This is a genomic window from Planctobacterium marinum, from assembly GCF_036322805.1.
GTDB classification, from domain to species: domain Bacteria; phylum Pseudomonadota; class Gammaproteobacteria; order Enterobacterales; family Alteromonadaceae; genus Planctobacterium; species Planctobacterium marinum_A.
In genome coordinates this window covers 3,294,342-3,314,873 of the sequence record NZ_AP027272.1, presented here as the reverse complement: position 1 = coordinate 3,314,873, position 20,532 = coordinate 3,294,342, and the positions used below count along the sequence as shown (strand labels likewise).

At 45.2% G+C, this 20,532-nt stretch carries 18 protein-coding genes; 11 read left to right on the top strand and 7 right to left on the bottom strand.

What is annotated here, in order from left to right; genetic code table 11:
- Positions 1-92: 92 nt before the first annotated feature.
- Positions 93-1,730 carry a methyl-accepting chemotaxis protein gene (locus AABA75_RS14755; protein ID WP_338293382.1) on the top strand — a complete coding sequence of 546 codons (1,638 nt, stop codon included), beginning with the start codon at positions 93-95 and terminating at the stop codon, positions 1,728-1,730.
- Positions 1,731-1,773: 43 nt separating this feature from the next.
- On the opposite strand, the gene AABA75_RS14750 is transcribed toward AABA75_RS14755, so the two are convergent.
- Positions 1,774-2,826 carry a TonB family protein gene (locus tag AABA75_RS14750; RefSeq protein ID WP_338293381.1) on the bottom strand — a complete coding sequence of 351 codons (1,053 nt, stop codon included), beginning with the start codon at positions 2,824-2,826 and terminating at the stop codon, positions 1,774-1,776.
- A 108-nt stretch (positions 2,827-2,934) separates the two neighbouring features.
- On the opposite strand from AABA75_RS14750, the gene AABA75_RS14745 reads away from it, so the two are divergent.
- Positions 2,935-3,522 carry an ACP phosphodiesterase gene (locus AABA75_RS14745; RefSeq protein ID WP_338293380.1) on the top strand — a complete coding sequence of 196 codons (588 nt, stop codon included), beginning with the start codon at positions 2,935-2,937 and terminating at the stop codon, positions 3,520-3,522.
- On the opposite strand, the gene AABA75_RS14740 is transcribed toward AABA75_RS14745, so the two are convergent.
- Positions 3,482-4,078 carry a thymidine kinase gene (locus AABA75_RS14740; RefSeq protein ID WP_338293378.1) on the bottom strand — a complete coding sequence of 199 codons (597 nt, stop codon included), beginning with the start codon at positions 4,076-4,078 and terminating at the stop codon, positions 3,482-3,484. The two genes, AABA75_RS14745 and AABA75_RS14740, sit on opposite strands and share 41 nt — an antisense overlap.
- Before the next feature lie 161 nt (positions 4,079-4,239).
- Here AABA75_RS14740 and AABA75_RS14735 point away from each other — a divergent pair, with 161 nt between their 5' ends.
- Entirely contained in the window at positions 4,240-4,863 is a 624-nt protein-coding gene (locus AABA75_RS14735) for an autotransporter outer membrane beta-barrel domain-containing protein (RefSeq protein ID WP_338293377.1), read from the top strand.
- A gap of 20 nt (positions 4,864-4,883) precedes the next feature.
- Positions 4,884-5,141, top strand: coding sequence for a DUF3081 domain-containing protein (locus AABA75_RS14730; RefSeq protein WP_338293376.1), 258 nt, complete (start codon positions 4,884-4,886; stop codon positions 5,139-5,141).
- Between the two features lie 82 nt (positions 5,142-5,223).
- Here the strand turns inward: AABA75_RS14730 and AABA75_RS14725 are convergent, their stop codons facing one another.
- Positions 5,224-7,050 carry a response regulator gene (locus tag AABA75_RS14725; protein ID WP_338294864.1) on the bottom strand — a complete coding sequence of 609 codons (1,827 nt, stop codon included), beginning with the start codon at positions 7,048-7,050 and terminating at the stop codon, positions 5,224-5,226.
- Positions 6,935-8,749: a PAS domain S-box protein gene (locus AABA75_RS14720; RefSeq protein WP_338293374.1), complete on the bottom strand. Its 1,815-nt coding sequence runs from the start codon at positions 8,747-8,749 to the stop codon at positions 6,935-6,937. The genes AABA75_RS14725 and AABA75_RS14720 overlap by 116 nt, the downstream gene beginning before the upstream one ends.
- 167 nt (positions 8,750-8,916) lie before the next feature.
- Between AABA75_RS14720 and lpxL the strand changes: the two genes are divergently transcribed.
- Both lpxL and AABA75_RS14710 read left to right on the top strand, forming a co-directional pair.
- Positions 8,917-9,843, top strand: coding sequence for an LpxL/LpxP family Kdo(2)-lipid IV(A) lauroyl/palmitoleoyl acyltransferase (gene lpxL / locus AABA75_RS14715; RefSeq protein ID WP_425325581.1), 927 nt, complete (start codon positions 8,917-8,919; stop codon positions 9,841-9,843).
- Positions 9,844-9,961: 118 nt separating this feature from the next.
- Positions 9,962-10,579 (top strand): toxin co-regulated pilus biosynthesis Q family protein, encoded by a 618-nt coding sequence (locus tag AABA75_RS14710; RefSeq protein WP_338293372.1) that lies wholly within the window; start codon positions 9,962-9,964, stop codon positions 10,577-10,579.
- Between the two features lie 20 nt (positions 10,580-10,599).
- Here AABA75_RS14710 and glnE read toward each other — a convergent pair whose 3' ends face one another.
- Entirely contained in the window at positions 10,600-13,467 is a 2,868-nt protein-coding gene (glnE, locus tag AABA75_RS14705; RefSeq protein WP_338293371.1) for a bifunctional [glutamate--ammonia ligase]-adenylyl-L-tyrosine phosphorylase/[glutamate--ammonia-ligase] adenylyltransferase, read from the bottom strand.
- A gap of 82 nt (positions 13,468-13,549) precedes the next feature.
- Between glnE and AABA75_RS14700 the strand changes: the two genes are divergently transcribed.
- The 3 genes from AABA75_RS14700 to hldE all read left to right on the top strand — a co-directional run bounded on the left by AABA75_RS14700 (position 13,550) and on the right by hldE (position 16,391).
- Positions 13,550-14,455: a DUF350 domain-containing protein gene (locus tag AABA75_RS14700; RefSeq protein WP_338293370.1), complete on the top strand. Its 906-nt coding sequence runs from the start codon at positions 13,550-13,552 to the stop codon at positions 14,453-14,455.
- Positions 14,456-14,570: 115 nt separating this feature from the next.
- Positions 14,571-14,900, top strand: coding sequence for a helix-turn-helix domain-containing protein (locus AABA75_RS14695; protein WP_338293369.1), 330 nt, complete (start codon positions 14,571-14,573; stop codon positions 14,898-14,900).
- 72 nt (positions 14,901-14,972) lie between these two features.
- Complete coding sequence (gene hldE, locus AABA75_RS14690) at positions 14,973-16,391, top strand: bifunctional D-glycero-beta-D-manno-heptose-7-phosphate kinase/D-glycero-beta-D-manno-heptose 1-phosphate adenylyltransferase HldE (RefSeq protein ID WP_338293367.1); 1,419 nt, start codon at positions 14,973-14,975, stop codon at positions 16,389-16,391.
- Here the strand turns inward: hldE and AABA75_RS14685 are convergent.
- A complete protein-coding gene (locus AABA75_RS14685; RefSeq protein ID WP_338293365.1) occupies positions 16,388-17,338 on the bottom strand; it encodes an NAD-dependent epimerase/dehydratase family protein in 951 nt (316 codons plus the stop codon). The two genes, hldE and AABA75_RS14685, sit on opposite strands and share 4 nt — an antisense overlap.
- Before the next feature lie 144 nt (positions 17,339-17,482).
- On the opposite strand from AABA75_RS14685, the gene AABA75_RS14680 reads away from it, so the two are divergent.
- Complete coding sequence (locus AABA75_RS14680; protein WP_338293364.1) at positions 17,483-18,211, top strand: glutathione peroxidase; 729 nt, start codon at positions 17,483-17,485, stop codon at positions 18,209-18,211.
- A 54-nt stretch (positions 18,212-18,265) separates the two neighbouring features.
- Here AABA75_RS14680 and AABA75_RS14675 read toward each other — a convergent pair whose 3' ends face one another.
- Positions 18,266-19,168: a LysR family transcriptional regulator gene (locus AABA75_RS14675; RefSeq protein ID WP_338293363.1), complete on the bottom strand. Its 903-nt coding sequence runs from the start codon at positions 19,166-19,168 to the stop codon at positions 18,266-18,268.
- Between the two features lie 140 nt (positions 19,169-19,308).
- Between AABA75_RS14675 and AABA75_RS14670 the strand changes: the two genes are divergently transcribed.
- A complete protein-coding gene (locus AABA75_RS14670) occupies positions 19,309-20,529 on the top strand; it encodes an acyl-CoA dehydrogenase family protein (RefSeq protein WP_338293362.1) in 1,221 nt (406 codons plus the stop codon).
- Positions 20,530-20,532 lie beyond the last annotated feature (3 nt).

Sequence of the window (20,532 nt, the reverse complement as noted above, 5' to 3'; positions counted from 1 at the left end):
CTGATATCCAATGCGGCATTTGATTTTGTCAGGGTGTCAGCCTGTGTCGCTGTATCCACTTTTTCATCTTCGTAATGATGCAGCGAGGTTTTATGCTCCACTTAATTCGCAGTAATATCCGCAACAAAATGTTGCTAATTATTGTTTCCGCAATGACGGTTATATTGCTGTCTGTTTCCTGGGGATTTTATTCTCTCAACCATGTTATCGACGGTTATTCCTCTACCGTCAATAACAATGTTCGCCACATGCTCGCCCTGTCTGAAATGAACCTGACCTTTAAAACGCAAGTGCAGGAGTGGAAAAATACCTTAATTCGCGGCAAGGATCCGGCGCAACTTAACAAGTACTGGTCTCGTTTCCAAATTCATGGCAACACCATTAAAAGTCAGTACGAAGGTTTATTGCGAGAGATGCCGAAAAGTCATCCTTCTTGGGCAAGCTTGGATGAATTTGCCGGTGCTTACCCTCCTATGTTGACGGCTTACCAAAAAGGTTATCGTGCATTTTTAGATAGTAACAAAGATATTGATACTGCTGATAAATCAGTACAGGGCATTGATAGGGCACCCACCAAACTGTTGAAAGAAGCTTTGTTACAAGCTGAAAAAGATGTAGCTAAAAGTCGTGAAAACATCGGTCGAAATGCCGAAAATACTCAGCTTATTACAATTCTGGTGACCGTGTTTGCTACAGTATTGAGTATTGGCGGTTTTGTTTATTTTGTAGAGCGCCGTTTGATTCGTCCATTGAATCGAGTGACCTTTTTATCCACTGAAATCGCCAAAGGAGATTTTACTCATAAAGTCGAAGTGGACGGCCATGATCAGATAGGAAAATTAACTCAAAGTTTCGTACTGATCCAACGAGATTTGGGTGGCGTGGTGAGTGGTGTACTGTCTGATTTACAGGAACTGACAAAGCTAATCGATAGTTTGTTTAACGCTTTTCACAAGATTAAGGAATCCCTTGAGCAGCAAATGGAAGAGAGTAATGCGCTACAAGGCAACATGGATAAGATGCTCACCAGTAGCGAAGGGATTTCTGATTCTGTGAATGAAGCCAATGATTTCGTCAATGACTCTGTTCGGGAAGCGACAAAGGGGATTGAGATGTTTGGTGAGAACCTGCGCAATAGTCAAAGCATGTTTGATTCTGCCAACAGTGCAACGGAAATAATAGAACAGGTTAAACGTGATTCCGATGATATTGGCAACGTAGTTAACGTTATCAATGGTATCGCTGAGCAAACCAATTTGTTGGCGCTCAATGCAGCCATAGAGGCTGCCAGGGCAGGAGAGAACGGACGTGGTTTTGCTGTGGTTGCCGATGAAGTGCGGAGCCTGGCTACAAAAACTCAGGAATCGACAACACAAATTTCCCGCACCATAACAGACTTGCAAAGTGCCACTGACAGCGCGGTAAATGCCATGCTTGATGGTCGTGATAAAGCACAAATTAGTCTCGATCAAACGCGTGAAGCGCAGGCCTTTATGGAATCGCTTGGACAAGCTTTTGAAAACATCAGCAAACTCAACAATGATATCACTCAATCGGCACAGCAGCAGGTGCAAGAAGCCAATGATGTGAGTTATGGACTGCACGAAATAAACAAGCACAGTGATCAATCACAGCATGAAGCCACTGTAATGGAGGATGCATCACGCGTGCTGTCCGGTATTTTACATCGTATTCAGGATGCCACTTCGGTATTCAAACTACCTCAATGATGATGACTTCGCGCGTGTTCGTACGCGCGAGTGTTTTTCGTATCTAGGATTCAGTAACCAGAAATTGGGTTCCGGCAACGCCTTCAACATAGACAACACACTGTCCCCAATGTGGCTCAATGTTGATGGATTGTTGTATTACCTTTTGGTATTCCACCTGTTGATGGTCGCATCTTAAATGCACTGCATCCAACGGATTTTCGGCACTGCTGAGCAGTAATTCTGATTTACTGATTTTATGATGCCACAGCCCAACTTGTGGCAGAACGCCAACCACTTCCAGTGGTTGTTCTCCGTTCAAGAAATCTTTGGCTTGTTGATAGTAAGGCGCTAAATTTTTCAGAGCTTCATGGTCAGCAGCAAAGCTTTCAAAAGTTTCATAAACCGTCACTGCCTCTGAGAGGTTATTGTTCATGATATTGGCGATAAAGGCTTTTTTAAGTACCTCTACATATACGGCACGGGGTAGCACGTCACTGCCATTATGCATCACTTTGGCAAAGGATTTAGCGGCGTTAACGGTATCGCCTTGTTTCTCAAAATAATAGCCTTCCAATACCCATAGGTAACTGCTCTCGATCCATTTGCGTTTATCTCTTTCCCGCAACTGTTTTATTTTTTTTGCGGCGTCTTTCAGGTTGCCTTTTTCGATGGCATTCATGCCTTTTTGGAAGCGGGACAAAAAGCGTTTGTTTACGTCAGTACTACGTTGGTTATCATCGTAGTTGTTACTATTGTCGAGGCGAAAATTGAGGGTGACGGCATTAAAGCTTTGGGGGACCGGCGTGCCGTTTACATTGGCAGGTTGATATTGCCATTTTTGCACAGCTTGCAAGGCTGATTGCTCAAAAAGGGCATGACCTGTTGAGTCGTGGATGAGGGTGTCTTTCACTTTGCCTTGTTCATCTACCACGTAACTTAATTGCACCCAGCCCTCTATTTCAGCTTTGCGGTATTCGAAAGGGAATACTGGGGAAGTCTCAGATATTAGCTTTGCAGACTGAGCTTGGTCGGCGTTTGCCGCAGCAGATAAGGCGCTTATGCAAAGTAATAAACTGACAGTGCTGAGGGTGAATGTTTTTTTGGTTGTAAGCATTTTGTTTATGACTCCCTGTTGACCCGGCAAACAATTTCTTTCAGTCTGGTAGTAGCGATAAATAAAAACAATACGTGCCAGGTAGGCATTTGTAAATTTATATTACCTATGAATTATCTGGCGCATATCCACCTGGCATCCATTACCGAAACTTCATTGGTGGGCAATTTTGCCGGAGATTTTGTGCGAGGCAGCGTACTAAGCGATTTACCTGAGCCTATTCAGCAGGGCATTAAAATTCATCGCAAGGTAGACTCTTTCACTGACAGGCATGACAAAGTTCGATTGGCAAAACAAGGCTTTCCTGCCAAATTGCGGCGAACCGCGGGGATTTGCCTGGATATCTGGTTCGATCACCTCTTGCTGTTAAATAATGAGCGTTTTCCTCCGTATATAATTAACACCGTTTTACAGGATTTTTATCAGCAGTTGGCGCAAACAGACCTGCCTGATGAGCGCTTTAATCGCGTTAAACAAAGTCTATTGCGTGACCGATGGTTAGCCCAATATGAGCAAGAGCAAACTTGTTTAAGAGCCTTTTACACTGTTGAACAGCGTCTCGGGAATCGCATTGTGTTTGCCCGAGATAGCTACGCATTTTTGCAAGCCAATCGAGCTTCGTACAATCTGCTTTTTTTAGACTTTTACCCTGAGCTTATTGAGTACAGTTGTCAGCTGTCCAAACAAGTTCGCTGAAGTGTTTTCTACACAGAGATTCATAACTGTCGTTGCCGCCCACCTGAACCTGCTCACCTTGCGTCACAGGTGTGCCATTTTCATCTCTTCTCACCACAAAGTTAGCTTTACGCCCGCAATAACAAACGGTTTTTAGTTCTTCTAACTTATCTGCCCAGGCCATCAAATAATGGGAACCTTCAAAGGTTTCGCCTAAAAAATCAGTGCGCAAACCATAGGCCAGAACTGGGATCTTCAGTTCATCCACAACGCGTGTCAGGTCTTTCACTTGTTGTTTATTCAAAAACTGCGCTTCATCAAATAATAAACAATCAATTTTTTTGTTTTGCTGCCTGTTATTTATCGTTTGCCACAGGTCAGTATCAGCTCTGAATAATTGCGCATCTGATTGTAAACCTATGCGAGAGGTAATTTTTCCTATGCCGTAGCGGTCATCCAGGGCTGCGGTAAAGATTTCCACGTACATACCACGTTCTTTGTAGTTGTAGGCTGATTGTAAAAGAGTTGTGGATTTGCCCGCATTCATTGCGGAATAGTAAAAGTACAGTTGCGCCATTTTTATTTATTGTCTTGCTGTGCTAAATCAGATTAACTTTCGATAGTAGCAAATATTGTACTGGCTGGGCAGATAGAATTAATGTTCCCACTGCGATGCTGGACAGAACCTATCGCAAACCACTAGAGTATTAATAATTGCATAAAGATTTCGGAAATAGAATGAAGCTTCGAACCACACTAATAGTACTTGCAGGGCTGATGTGCGCATTTCACTCGAGTAGCTATGCAAATCTGTTGGAAAAAAACTATCTGTTACTGGCGCCAGAGTTCAACGATGTCTCGGTAGCGGATAGCAGTGCTTCTGAACCGGGATTGTCACTGGCATTTGGTACTGAGATTCATCCTCAGTGGTATGCCGAAGTTGGCTACAAGTTAATTGCTGCTGATTTTGAACCACCCGTGGAGCCATTGAGTACTAATGAACTACAGCTTGATTCTGGTGTCGATGCTTCTGGGCTGTATTTATCATTTTTGGGTAAAGCTACCGGACAAAGTGGCGAGTTGTTTTACAAGTTAGGTGTCATGGCAATGACTTACGAAACCAGTAATCAATACGATGGTGAGCAGGGCTGTGATGATGCTGAACCGCGAGTATTGGCGGTCTCAGATGGCTCGGTAACTCAGTGTGATTACGACGATACCGCTATCGCGGGTATTGTTGGTGCGGGCTTTGACTTTTTTGTCGGTTACCGAGCGCAAATTCGATTACAGGTGGAACACATACGCGGCAACAACGATATTCAGATTAACTCGGTACAACTGGGGTATCGGTACAATTTTTAAGAGATGGAATTGGTATCACAATGAAAAACGAAGTTGATAGTAAGTTAATACTCGCGGTGTTCGACAAAATACGCCAGAACGGCCAGCAGGCTGATGAAGGATATCTTCTGGACGGGGTAAAGGCGTCTACCGATTTTGATGGTTACACACTGTATTTAAGTGATGCCTTAGTCTCACTGAGTTTTGGCTTTCACAATCAGTATTATTTTGACTACGAAAGCCAGGAACAATTCGAACAGTTTTATAAAAAGCTAAACAATATCCAGCAACAGTATTAGCTGCGGCGCACCAGAGACAACGCTCTGAAGTCTGAGAACCCGTTCTGTGGAGTTCACCCGGCTTGCGGCTGATTATTTCACATCAGTTTGTGAGCCATTTCGCCAATTCATCCTGCAGCGCCTGGTTCGATATGGGTTTAGTAAGATAACCATTCATTCCAGCTTCCAGACATTTTTCCGCATCGCCAGTCATGGCATGGGCTGTTAACGCGATGATGGGAATGTCATTTCTGTAGTTGTCAGAATTGGAAATGCGAATGGCTCGACTGGTTTCATAGCCATCCATTACCGGCATCTGACAGTCCATTAAGATCACATCATAGGGTTCAATCGCGGTATTGAGGGTTTGCAAAGCCTCTTCACCATTTTCTGCTACATCCACCATGTAGCCAAGGTTTTTGAGCATTTCTACAGCTACTTGTTGGTTAATATAGTTGTCTTCTACCAACAAGATGCGCAATTCGCCTGACGTTTTTGTTTCTACATTTTCGGTAATCGTATCGGCACGCTCATCATGCTCTGAAACCTGATCAAATAATATGGCCAGAGACTGAAGCAGGGTAGGGCGTTTAACCGGTTTGTGAAATTGATGAGTGATATTCAGTGCCTCTAACTCTTCGTTGGGCAGGTTATCACCGACAGCTACCAGCATTGCGATCTTGGGTTGCGGTAAGTTTTTATCGCTGCGGATCGCTTTTGCTAGTTGGTGACCTTGCATGCCAGGTAGTTGTTTATCGATGTAAACCACATCGATAGGGGCGTTGTCCTGAGCCTGTTGTCTTAATAACTTTATAGCTGTGGGAGCATTTTCTGCGGTAAGCAAGCTGCCTTCTGTTTTTGCCACGATGGAGGAAAACCAGTTCTGCGCCGTAGGGTTATCTTCTACCAATAGCACTGATTTACCCGAAAGTTGTGGGATTAAAGCGGAGTCTGGCGTTTCTTCTAGCGCCTCTCCATAGCGAATGTTAAACCAGAAATTAGAGCCTTCATTCAACTGACTACTGACACCAATGGCGCCGCCCATCATTTCAGCAAGCTGTTTTGATATCGCTAAACCCAGGCCGGTGCCCCCAAACTTGCGCGTGGTGGAGGCATCAACTTGTACAAACTTATTAAACAGGTTGTTGAGCTTCTCTTCAGGTATACCTATTCCTGAATCGATAATCTCAAAGTGCAGCTTATTCAAGCCGGTTTCCGATACCTTGAGTACGATTTCTCCTGATTCCGTAAATTTAAGTGCATTGCTGCAAAGATTATTGATAATTTGTCTTATCCGGCTGGGATCAGAGCGAATAAATTGCGGTACGTTGTCAGCAACGATACAGATGAGTTCGAGATTTTTTTCCTGGGCTCGTAAGGCAAAGGTATCTGCCAGCTCTCCCACCAACTGGTAGATATCAAAAGGAATTTCTTCTAATTCAAGTTTACCGGCTTCTATTTTAGAGAAGTCTAAAATGTCATTTATCAAATGCAGCAGAGATTGCCCTGATGATTGCGCCAGACTGACATAATGCCGTTGTTTTTCATCCAGGTTGGTTTTCAGCAACAAATCATTCATACCCAGAATGCCATTTATGGGGGTACGAATTTCGTGACTCATGTTAGTCAAAAAGTCGCTCTTGGTGCGGCTGGCTTCCTTGGCTTTTTCTTCAGCGCGTTTGAGCTGAGTAATATCTTGAAATGCACCGCGCAGCAGCAAAGGTTCTCCGTGCACGTACTCTACAAAGCCAACGGCTCTTACCCAAATACGGCGATTGCGCGCTGTGATAAATGGCAGTTGTAAATCCCAGGATTTACCATCGGCAATAGCGTCTTCGATGGCACGTTGAATAATAGGTCTGGCTTCGGGCGCGTAATAATAAATAGCGTCGCTGAGATCGATTTTTTGCCCAACTGGGATCTCGTGAATGCGATACACTTCTTTGGACCAGTATAGCTCGTTGGTTTTGAGATTGAGTTCCCAGCCCCCCCAGTTTTGCCATGGTACCCGTGGTTTCCATCAAGTCTTGGTTGCGCTGCTTTTCCGCTTCCATGAGTTTTAATTGGGAAATGTCACGCGCGATGGCTAGATAGCCTTCGACATTGTCAGAATCATCTTCTATTGGGGTAATGGACAACATCGCGGGAAATGCCCTCTGGCGCTTGGTGAGCAATTGCCATTCTTGTTCAGCACTGCCAGTTTGTTTGGCTTTGTTCAAAAACGAAGTGATATCAGGCTCGAATACAGAGTCGAGATTTCTGCCAAGCTTTTGGGCACCGTACATTAGATCTTGAGGATCAAAAAAATCTGCCAGGTTTAATTTACCCACCGCTTCAGCTTCATCGTATTCCAGTAACTCTTGCGCACAGCGATTGAAGGTTTTGATGTTGAAATCTATGTCAGTAGATATCAACATTAAATTCGCACTGTCTAGCACGGCTTTTTGCAGGCGGTTAAGGTTAGTGATCTTAATCTCGGCTTCTTTTTGCTCAGTAATGTCGGTTTCCAGGGCCATAAAACCGGTGAGTTTGCCATCGCCATATAACGGCTGGCAGTTAATGCGCAACCAATAGGGGTTGCCGTCTTTGTGATAGTTAATAAGTTCTTCGTTAAAACCGTGGCCGTTGCGCACCGCACTGCTCATGCGTTCAACCACTTTTTTATCTGATCTGTCACCTTGCAGGAACACGCCGGGCTTTTTACCTATGACTTCCTCGTAACTGTAACCCGAGATTTTCTCAAAGCTGCGATTTACCCAGGTAATGTTTTGATGAGCGTCTGTGAGAATAACGGCGTTATCGGTTTCCTGAGCTAACTTGGCCAACATGGCGTTTTCTTCGGTGCTCTCAATCAGGCGTTTTTGCGCCGTGTAGCGATCCGTTAAATCGTAATTAACGCCGATTGCCTGCAGCGGTGTGTTCTTCTCATCATAAATCACATGACCATAGGCTTTTAAATACTTTTCTTCGCCCGTGGGGGTAGTAATACGAAAGCTGGTATCAAATTTGGTTTGTTGCTCGACACTGTAGTTGAACATAGCTTCGGTGGGGCCTAGATCATCGGGATGTAATCTGGAAACCCATTCTTCGTAAGTGCCTTTAAAGTCTCTCTCCAAAACTCCATAGAGACGATGCATTTGCTCGTCCCATTGTAACTCTCCCGTTTCAAAATCAAATTCCCAGATACCAATACCGGCGGCCTCGGTGGCAACCATGAATTTTTTATTCAACTCCACCAGGTTTTGTTCTGCAGACTTGAGGCGTGCGGATTCATTGATGGTGATAATGATATTGCCTGAATCACTGACTTCACTGACCCCAATTGCGGCAAAGAATACTTCGCCGTCTTTGCGAAATGCAGTCAGACTGGCGCTTTCAAAAATGCGATCTGCGCTATAGTTCTGCATAAAGTCCTGATACAGAGGATCCCCTGCTTGCAGGAAGTTACCCGGTATCAATTCAACCAGGTTAAGCTCAGTGAGTTCCTCAAGGGAATAGCCGAACAAGCGTTGACAGGCTTTGTTTGCGTAGAGCACGTCCCCTTCCGAGGAGAGTTCCATTATCCCGGCTGCTGCGAGGTCTACCATGGCGCGAAATGCTGCCTCGCTCCTATTTGTGGAGTTGCTCAAGCTTATTGTCTCGTAAAAAGAAATCAGGAAGTTACTACATACTTTATTATCTAAACGGTTATCACGCAAACCTCACTGGTCAGATCCCATAATTTGGTTGGAATACTTGGGCTACGATGTGTTCTGCAGTAAGATCACTGCGAAATAATAAAAATGAGCAACATGTATTGAAAATCATCGAAGCCCCCAAGTTTGAATGGCGTTTTTTAGCACCGAAGTTTTGGCCTATTTGGTTTGGGTTCTGTCTTTTGTATATGCTTACTTGTTTACCTTACCCCTTGGTCAGGAAAATTGGTGCCGGGTTAGGTAAGCTACTCGCACTATTTGGCAAAAAGCGCATCGCTATCGCCAGACGAAATATTGAGTTGTGCTTTCCTGATTGGGACAAGGCGCGTCAGGAAAGATTGTTAAAGGACAACATCACGGCGTCAGGCATGGCGATTCTGGAAACTGTCATGGGTTGGTGGTGGCCGGACTGGCGAGTTAAAAAGCTGCTCACTGTGGAAGGATTCGAACATGTTGAGGCGATAAAAGCAAAAGGGAAAGGGGTATTTGGTATGGCAATCCACTGTTTGAGCCTTGAGTTTGCTTGCCGTGGACTCGGTTTTTATCAACCCTGTGTGGCGTTTTACCGCAAACACGACAATGATTTAATGGAGTATTTGCAATATCATGGGCGAGCCCGTTCCAACAAATACATGATCCATAAGCGTGATGTGAAAGGGATGTTTCAGGCCCTTGATGAAGGTGAGTTGAGTTTGTATTTACCGGACCAAGACTACGGTCGCAACAAGACGGTATTTGTACCGTTTTTTAATGTACCAGATACTTCAACGACGCTGGGTTCAATGCTATTTCTCAATAACAGTGATTGTGAATCGGTGTTTATTCAATCCATATCTTCAAAGGAAGGTTACAAGATAAAAATATGGCCCGGATTGGAGAATTTTCCGTCAGGTGACGATGAGGCTGATGTTGCAAGGATAAACAAGCGAGTGGAAGAAATGGTAATGCTGGCACCGGAGCAGTATTTATGGATGCACAAACGCTTCAAAACGAGGCCTGATCCCAAGACGCCATCGCTCTACTCTTAAAATAGTGCTGTAAAGTATGTTTTAATTTGTGAACAATTTACCGATATTAAAGCAAAACTCTGGTATATTACCTCAGAAATGATTATAAATTGAGCGGGATTTTTGGGTTTTCACTGTCATGGCGAAGAAGAAGAACTTTTCACCGGCAATGTTTTGGGCAAAGCAATTTGCTTTTGCCATTGTACTAATAATCGGTGCTGCGTTGTTGATTAACAATCAGAACGAAAAGGCCGAGCAGGCTAAACATGCAGAAAAGAAAAATATCAACAACAGTTTGAGCGACTTTTATGCGCAGCATCGCATGTCGCAAAGCAAGCCTTATGAGGAAGACCAAGGGGATTTTGTGGTGGAACTCAATAAAGAGTCCGAGTCACTGCAAAATCGTTTAAATAAAATGGCTGCTCAGCAGAGTGCACCCGTAGAGGGGCGCTGGGTGGGTGAGCACAGATATCGTACTTTTTCTGCGGGCAAAACGCTTCGCGAAGCCATCACCAACTATGCTCAAAGTGAAGGGATGCAGGTTATCTGGGAGCTCGACCAGGATTTTATCGTGAAAAATCAGTTCCAAATGGAAGATACACTGGTGGGCTCGCTGTATCAGATAGCCAAAGCGGTAGACAGCAACTTTAGTGGCCAGGTAATAGCGTACGTTTGCCCTAAGCAGCGCTCACTTGTCATCACCGATGAAAATACCCCATTTTTACAAGATAACTGTACGGTAGCGCGGCCTAGTTAATACCGCGCTTAGTATATTGTTTATTGTTCTTCAAACACCTTGTTCCAGATGTTGATGACATTTAGCCTGTGCTCCTTCAACTGATCAGCCGTGAGCAAGTTTTCCCTGCCTTCAAGAGCCTTTTGGTGTGCAAGGTTGCGCAGCGCAAGATAAGCGTTTGTCAGCTTCTGACACCAGCTTTTGTCTATAACTTCACAACTGTTCAAAGATTCGATAATACGCACGTTGTCTGACCAAACCGCTATTTGCTCGAACCGACTGGCGTGTAATAAGGTCCAATATTGGGTCAGGAATTCGATATCGGCAATGGTGCCCTGGCCTTGTTTAATGTCCACCAGTTGGGCGGAACTTTTATCAAGGTGTTCCCGCATCTTGTGGCGCATTTGCACTACATCCTTCAGTAATTCAGGCTCTTCTCTGGGCAGGCGTAATATTTGCCGCCTGATGTCATTGAAGCGCGACTTTAATGTCTCATCTCCTGCTATTGCTCTGCTGCGCACCAGTGCTTGATGTTCCCAGGTCCAGGCTTCTTCTAATTGGTATTGCAGAAAACTCTCGATATTGGAAACTAACAAGCCTGAATTACCTGATGGCCGCAAACGCATGTCCACTTCATATAATTCGCCAGACGCTGTTTTCGTGTTGAACAGGTGCATAATGCGCTGTGCTAATTTGGCATAAAATTGGCGAGAATCGATTTGTTTGGGGCCACTGGTGTCTAGCGTGCTATTGCAATCGTGCAGAAAAACCAGGTCCAAGTCTGAGCTATAGCCTAATTCAATGCCACCCAATTTGCCGTAACCCACCACCAGAAAACGTCTGTGGTCATCATTGGCACAATCTGGATAGCCATATTTCTCGGTCATCTGATGCCAGGCTGAATTCAGCACCTCGGCGATGATGGTTTCAGCCAAGCAAGTAAGGTGATCACTGACTTTCATTACCGGTAAAGTGTCTTGCAAATCAGCAGCAGCGATGCGCAATTGGTGACTCAACTTGAATTGACGCAAGGCTTCCATTTGTTGCTCGAGGTCTTCCTCTGGAATGCGCAACAGCGACTGGCGCAACAAATCCGGATATTGGGCTAGTGGAGTGGGGTTGTACAGGGCTTGAGGGTTAAGAAGTTCATCCAGTAATAACGGAAAGCGATGCAGTTGTTCCGCAACCCATTCGCTTTGACTGCTGAGACGAATAAGTTGCATCATGGCGCCTTCGTTCTCTAACAACAGCTCCAGGTACGCGGTTCGTTTCAGGATTGCGCTGATAATTTGTAATACCCGATCAATGAGGATGGCATTGTCTGTGTCTGAGTGGCAGCAGTGTTTCAGGCAAGCGTTTAGCAACCTGGGCATCAACAGATCCAGTGATTCTCGGCCACGTGCCCCAATGGGTTTTTTTAAGAACTCTTGTTTGTAAAAGATTATTTGCTGATAGAGTTTTTCAGTTTCGGCGAGATCACCTAATTCAGACAGAAGCTGCAGAGCTTCATCTTGCGCCAGGTCCAGGTGCCACAAATCGTTTAATGGTGTTTGTTGTTCTTCTTCGTCTTCTGGACTTTCGCCTATTTGCGCATCGAACTGCTCAGCTACACTCGCCATAATGTGATTAATTTGAGTGACCAAGGCTGTCCAGTTCTCACATCCCATAATCCAGGCTAATCTGGCTCGGCTCAATTCATCATCTGGTAGTTCTTGAGTCTGTTGGTCGTCAAACTGTTGCAGGCAGTGCTCTAATTTGCGCAGGAATAAATAGGCGGATTGCAGTATCTCAACATCTTGAAGTGGCAAAGTTTGCTGCATTTGGAAGGTGTTTAGCAGGGATAGCAGATGCCTTTCCTGCAGCGCTGGCTCTCTACCACCGCGAGTAAGCTGAATGCTTTGCACGATAAATTCAATTTCGCGAATGCCGCCACTGCCCAATTTAATGTTGGCGGTAAGATTGCGCCTGCGTACTTCCTGGCGTATTAGCTGTTTCATCTTGCGCAAAGATTCCAGCACACTAAAGTCAATATAGCGACGATAAACAAACGGCCGCAGGATGGTTTGCAATTCTTCGCTGAATTCACTGCGGGGGTTTAACACTCTGCCTTTTACCATGGCATAACGTTCCCACTCCCGCCCTTGTTGCTCGTAATAGGTTTCCAGTGCGCCGAAGCTCGCTACCAGCGGGCCGCTTTCACCGAAGGGCCTGAGGCGCATATCCACCCGGAAAACTTGACCATCAACGCTGGTTTGGTGCAATGCGGCGATAAGTTTTTGTGCCAGCTTGGTAAAAAATTGCTGGAACTCCATACTTTTGTTGCGATAGTGCAGTTCGCCATTTTCCGGGTAGGAAAATATCAAATCAATATCGGAAGAAAAGTTGAGCTCTTTGCCACCTAACTTTCCCATGCCAATAATCAACATTGGCAGCGCTTTACCATTGACCATCGGAGTAGCGTACTTTGTGCAAAACTGACGATACAACCATTGATAAGCTTGCATGATCAACGCATCTGCAAGGCGAGACACCTGGTTAAGTGAGCTTTCGATCGACTGTAAATTCAATACATCGGCTAAGGCGATACTTACCATTGCTTTATGGCGAAAATGACGCAGTGCTCTATGGAATGAGGCTTCATCTGTCACATCTTTGAGCTGTTCTGCTAGTTCCTCATAGAAATTGACCGATAAATCCGCATCGACGCAGGCCTCAATCCACTGTGGATGATGGAGCAGTTGCCGTGCGACAAAGTCGCTCAGGGAGAAAGCACAATGGAGTTTCTTTTGACAAGAATCTGACAAGTTTTGCCAGACTTGGTCTCCATGTTGCTCAATGAGCATTTCAACATGCGCCTGGCCTATTTTATGGAGTTGGCCCGGTAATAGGTGAGTGATCGGATTACTCATAGCAAGGATAGATAAAGCTTTGATTTCATGTAGCTTAATGTACTATAACTTTAGTTAAAATTGCGAAAGTAAGCGATGTTTTATGTCTGCATTGGTTAATCTGATCCCGGTATCCCCAGACTTGTGGATGTTTCTCGTGGCCGATATGGTCATCGCTATTTTACTGCTCACCATGTTACGCTGGATTTCTGGACGGTTATTAAAAGCAGGCACCGACAACAGAGGCCGAGCTAACCATGACAATTACGCCTATGGTATCAGTGTTGCTGGGCGCATGATGGCATTGGCGATAGTATTGTCCGGTGCTGTAGAAACCTCCAGCAAGGGCAATATCGAAAGCTCTATTGTTACCATGTTAGTGTTTGGCACCGTGGGGATTTTATTGATCAAAATAGGTCGCTATGCCCACGATAAAATAGTTCTTAACCGACTGGACAAAGATTTTCACATCAAGGATCGCAATACCTCAATCGCTTTGGTAGATGCCTCCAGTTCGATTGCCACTGCAATTATTATCAAAAGTGTATTAGTTTGGGTGAGTGGCTTTGATGTGGATGCCTTTATCGCTATTTTCTCCGGCTTTTTGGTGTCACAAACTATTTTGCTGGCCATGACCCGTATTTACGAGCGGCGCTTTCGAGAGAATAACCGCAGTGGCTCACTACAAGCATCCTTAACCAAAGGACAACTGGCGCTTGCCATCCAGCACTCAGGGCATTTACTTGGGACGGCTTTAGCGGTGACGGTTGCCAGTACCCTCTTGGTGTATAACCCCTCTGGCTATGTCAGCAACTTAACAGGCTGGTTAATTGTCGGCTTATCTATGACGCTGATATTGACCGCGTTGGTTACCGTTGCGCGACTATTTATTTTGTCCAACGTGAATTTGGTGCAAGAGATAGATCAGCAGCACAATATTGGTGTTGCCAGTATTGAACTTTCAATGAGTGTTGGCATAGCACTTATTTTATTGGGCTTGATTAGTTAAAAGCTTTTGTTATCTCTGCGTATCTGTTTGTCATAAATTGTCTTTAAATTGTCATGCAGCATTAATATTTCCTGGTCAAAATTCTTGTCTAAATGTCATTAAGTTTTTCAGGGTTATGAAAACTGAACAGTTATTCCGATGCCTGGCCGATCCAATTCGGTTGAGGATTGTGTTGTTACTTTGGCAAGAAGGGGAATTGTGTAGCACGGAAATTGCCCGAGTACTGTATAGCACTGATAACCAAATACGTCGCCACATGGCACTACTGAGTAAAAACCAGCTGGTGGTTTTTCGTCAAAAGGAGTTGTTTCATTGTTATCAACTCAGCGCTGATTTGCCTTTATGGGTGCAAAAAACACTTAAACACACCTATCGCGGTAATAAATCATTATTGGATGACATTTCTCAACCAAATAAAAACTACCTGCAAAGCACAGCTTCTTAAACGCCAACCATTGGTATTAGTGTGCTAATCCACTAAACTACAGGCGTTTTTCAGTTAATTGTAAGTTCATTGATGCAAATTCCAGATTTTAGTCACTCATCTATCTTAATTCTTGGCGACCTGATGTTAGACCGATATTGGGTGGGGCCAACCAGTCGAATTTCCCCAGAAGCCCCGGTGCCAGTTGTCAGAATCGATGGCATTGAAGAGCGTCCCGGTGGTGCAGCAAACGTAGCATTGAATATGGCTGCATTGGGAGCGCACACCGCTTTGTTAGGCTTATGCGGTAATGATGAGGCCAATGAAACACTGAGAACTGCGTTGCATTCAGTGGGGGTAGATTGTTGTTTTCAGGCTATCGATGGCAAAGATACCATTACCAAATTGCGAGTGCTCAGTCGCAATCAACAACTAATTCGATTGGATTTTGAAAAGAGCTTTCACGAGGTGGATAAATCGGCATTGCACGCCGCTTTCGAAGAGCGTTTGCAGGCCTGCAGCGCAGTGGTGTTGTCCGATTATGCTAAAGGTTGCTTGAGTGATCCACAGCAATTAATTCAGGCAGCTAGAAAAGCCAATAAACCTGTTATTGTTGATCCAAAAGGCAGCGATTTTGGCAAGTATCGCGGTGCAACTTTATTAACTCCAAATATGTCAGAATTTCAGGCTATCGTGGGTGAATGTCAGTCGGAGCAAGAGATCATCGAGCGCGGTCAAAAGCTCATTGAGGATTTACAGTTACAAGCCTTATTAGTGACCCGCTCTGAGCAGGGTATGACGCTCATCGAGCGAGGCAAAACCGAGTTCCATCTGCCTGCCAAAGCCCATGAGGTGTATGATGTTACCGGTGCCGGAGATACAGTGGTAGCAACGTTGGCAGCAGCCTTAGGGGTAGGCTGCAGTGCCAGAGATGCCTGTATTCTGGCCAACGCGGCGGCGGGAGTCGTTGTGGCTAAACTCGGTACATCTACGGTTAATGTGGAAGAGCTCAGGCAAGCGGTGCGCAAAGACCAGGCCGTTGGTACTGGAGTCATGTCACAAGCTCAGTTAAAGATAGTTGTGCAAGAAGCAAAAAGCCGAGGAGAACGGCTGGTGATGACTAACGGCTGCTTTGACATATTGCACGCCGGCCATGTGTCTTATCTAGAAAATGCCGCAGCCTTGGGTGACCGATTGATTGTTGCGGTTAATAGCGATGCCTCGGTAAAACAGTTAAAAGGTGAAGGGCGCCCCGTGAATAACGTCGAACGCCGCATGTCGGTGTTGGCGGCATTGGCGTCAACAGATTGGGTGGTGGAGTTTACCGAAGAGACACCGGAGCGCTTGATCAGTGAATTATTACCTGATGTTTTGGTGAAGGGAGGCGATTATCGTCCGGAAGATATTGCTGGTGGCAAACAGGTTATCGCCAATGGCGGTGAGGTCCAAGTGCTCAATTTTGAAGATGGTGTGTCTACCACCCATATTATCAATCGCATCAAAGAGCGCTAAAGTTGGGCTAATCCTTTTGCAAGTAGAGTGCGAGCCTGCAAGCCCATATGCATTTTTAGTGGGGCCGTGTCAGCTACCCAGCCGTTATTTTGATGGCTGTAATGGTTGATGGTTTGTTCAGGTTGCCTCAGGGTTTGGGCGATCATGGTTATCAATGTCCTCATTGAGGTCCCTTGACCGGTGCCCAAATCGTAAATATGCCAAGGGGAAAAGCTGGAGCTCAATAAGCCTGATTGGGGGTGCCAACTTTTTGATGGGCGAGCGTTGTGCTCCATTGCTCTGGTTAGTATTTTGGCTGCATCTTTCACAAACACATAATCCAGCTGATGGTTTTGTAGCTCCTTAAGATTACAAGACTCGCCAGCCTCTATTTTGTTTTTGAGTTGTTGTACCAGATTCATCTCTGATGCATCAGTACCATACAATTCAAATATGCGCATCACTGTGGTGGGTAACTGCTTTTGCGCGCAAAAACCATGCAATAATGACTCAATCGCTTTTACAATGGCCGCAGAAATGTTTTCCGGATGATCTGTGCCTGTTTGGTCTGCACAAATTGGTTCACTTGAAGGGCGGTAAATACAGTAGTGAGAACCAAATACCAGATGAGCCGGGCGGATCATGTCGCACAGGTTTAATACCTTTAGTGTCAGATGTAAGATAAATTCTTGATGCTCAATCTCAGCATTAAACTCTGGCAAGAAGTAAACTTTCTGTACTCTGGCAAGCCGGGTTTCGATATCATCACTCAAATTCCCTAAGTTACCCACATAGATAAAGTGTCTGGCATTGGTGTTTTGCTCAATGGTTTGCAGCCGAGCTGTACGTTTTTCACTTTGCTCCCATGGAAACAAAGACAGGCCTGTAACAGTTTCCCCCGCAAACAGGAGTTGTTGGGTTAACTCTGCTCCCAGAAACTCATCACAACCAATCACCAGCGCAGTCATATTCACATCCTTATTTTTAATGGTTAAAATCGATTGATTTGATAGATTCTAATCACTGGAATAAAATCACTAAGGGGCTATTATTGTATCCAGTTGAGACGCAAACCAGTGCGTTGTTTTTCTTACAAATCAAAGGAGCACTTCATGTTAGAGAATAGAGAAGGTCAAAAGGTACCACAAGTTACTTTTAAAATGCGTCAAAACGACGAATGGGTTGAACGCAATAGTGATGATATTTTCAGTGGCAAAACCGTCGTGGTATTTTCACTGCCTGGCGCGTTTACGCCAACTTGTTCATCTACTCACTTACCGCGCTACAACGAGTTAGCTGAGACGTTTAAAGCTAATGGTGTTGATGAAATCGTTTGTCTGTCGGTAAACGATACGTTCGTTATGAATGCCTGGGCCAAGGATCAGGAATCTGACAACGTAACCTTGATCCCAGACGGCAACGGTGAGTTTACCGACGGCATGGGAATGTTGGTGGACAAAGCTGACTTGGGTTTTGGAAAGCGCAGCTGGCGTTACTCGATGCTGGTTAAAGACGGCGTTGTTGAAAAGATGTTTATTGAGCCAAATGTACCGGGCGACCCGTTTGAAGTATCAGATGCTGATACCATGCTGAATCATATTAATCCTGAAGCGGCGGTATCACAGCCGGTGTCCATCATCACTAAACCCGGCTGCCCTTATTGTGCAAAGGCAAAAGCGTTATTAACCGAAAAAGGCTTCAGTTACGAAGAAATCGTGCTAGGTCAGAACGCCTCTTTGACTTCTTTGAAAGCCATTTCAGGCCGCGAAACAGTACCGCAGGTGTTTATTGACGGTAAACACATTGGTGGCAGTGATGATTTAGCGACGTATTTCAGCTAAGTCGCTTTCATCAATTATTGAATTGAAAGGGTATAACTTAGGTTGTGCCCTTTTTTATTGACTCAATCCGATTATTTTATCTTTCAACCAGTTTATGGCGCTGTCGTTTGCCGCGTTTTCGTGCCAGTAAAGATGTATGTCAATGTTGGGTACATCAAAGGGCATGGCCTGAATTTGCAGTTCTTCGTCTAGCAACGAGCGCCCGATGAGTTCCGGTACGGTTAATAAAAAATCCTGATCTTTCAAAATCGCCTTTGCGGTGTGATAGCTCTGGCAGCGGATGGCTATTTTACGATTGATACTTTGCTGTTGCAGGGTGATATCTTCAATTACCCGTCCGGTAGGGCGATTTGATACCGTCAGGTGTCGAGCCTCAGTGTAATCTCGGCGTGTTAGCTGCCCATCAAATTGACTGTCTTTTTTCATCAAAATCACAAAGCGGTCTGACGCCAGTCTACAATGGTTAATTGGGCGTTGCAGTGGCATGGCCACATCTATCGCCAGGTCTGCCTGGCCACTGCCAAGTTGGCGCTGTAGTTGCTGTCGCTCCAGCTTGATACAAGACAACCCCAAGCCCTCTGAGGTTTGAGCCAATAACCGAAACAGGGCAGGAACGTATAATGGCTCAAGTGCATCGTGCACTGCCAAAGTAAACTGTTGCTCAGCTTTCTTGGGGTCAAAGGCACTGAACTGTTGCAGTGATTTTCGCAAGCTGTTTAAGTTTTCCAGTATTTGCGGGGCGATTCTCAGGCAGGCCGAAGTGGGCTCCATTTTACTGCCCTGGCGCTCAAATAAGGGATCTTGCAAAGCATCACGCAAGCGCTTCATGGCATGGCTTACCGCAGAAGGAGTCAGATATAAGGTTTCTGCCGTACGGGTCATATTGCGCTCAAAATACATGGCTTCAAAGATGCGCAGAAGATTAAGGTCTAGCTTCTGAATGCGTTTATCTGACATACAAATCCAAAGTGAATTAGTTTAAATGGAGTATAATGACTGTGAATGATATTCATAGTATAAACTTAAAAATATTCACTTCATTCAATTGTTTTGGCTGTATACACTGGCTTTATCAAATGCTTAATCGGGTAATCATCATGAACTTTGAACACAGTGAACTTTGTCAGCAGTATTTAGAACGTGTGCGTGCTTTTATGCAGGAGCATATCTTTCCAGTGGAAGCGCAAATTATGCGTGAAAACCATGAAATTAATGGCCACGGGGATTGGACACGCTGGCAAGTGCCGGGTCAGATCAAGGCCCTCAAACAAAAAGCCAAAGAACAAGGTCTGTGGAATTTGTTTTTGCCTGATGCAGAATTGGGGCAGGGGCTGAGCTGTGTTGATTATGCTCCGCTGGCAGAAGAGATGGGCAAGTGTTTATTCGGTGCTGAGATTTTTAACTGCAATGCGCCTGATACCGGCAATATGGAAGTGCTCTATCACTTTGGTAGCGAAGCACAAAAAGACCAATGGTTAACGCCATTGTTGGCCGGTGAGATCCGCTCGGTGTTCGGTATGACGGAACCGGATGTGGCCTCTTCTGATGCCACTAATATGCAAGCCAGTATTACTCTGGACGGGGATGAGGTAGTGGTCAACGGACGAAAATGGTGGACCACAGGGCTTGGTCATCCGGATGCAAAAATCGCTATCGTGATGGGCTTAACCGATGCCAGCGCTGAAAAGCACAGCCAGCACAGTATGGTGCTGGTGCCGCTGGATGCGCCGGGAGTAAAAATCGAACGTATGTTAACGGCTTGTGGTGACTATGATGCCCCTTATGGTCATGGCGAGATGTCATTTACTGATGTGCGAGTGCCTAAAGCCAATATTATTATGGGCTTGGGTAAAGGCTTTGCCATTGCTCAAGGACGATTGGGACCGGGTCGTATCCATCATTGCATGCGCGCCATTGGAGCCGCAGAACGCTCTCTTGAGTTGATGATAAAACGCGGTGCCAGTCGCGAAGCTTTTGGTAAACCTCTAATCAAATTGGGGGGGAATCTGGAGCGGGTGGCTCAGGCCAGAATGCTGATAGAACAAGCGCGACTATTAACTCTTAACGCCGCGTGGAAAATTGATAATCTGGGCGTTAAAAAGGCCATGACCGAAATCTCAGCTATTAAAGTGGTGGTGCCCAATATGTTGCAAACGGTTGTGGATATGGCCATACAAATGCATGGTGGAATGGGAGTTTCTGGCGATACGCCGTTATATGGTTTCTCGGTTATGGCTCGCAGTTTACGCCTGGCAGATGGTCCTGATGAAGTACATATGGGTATGGTGTCTCGTCTGGAATTGGCAAAGTATAAGTAGGGG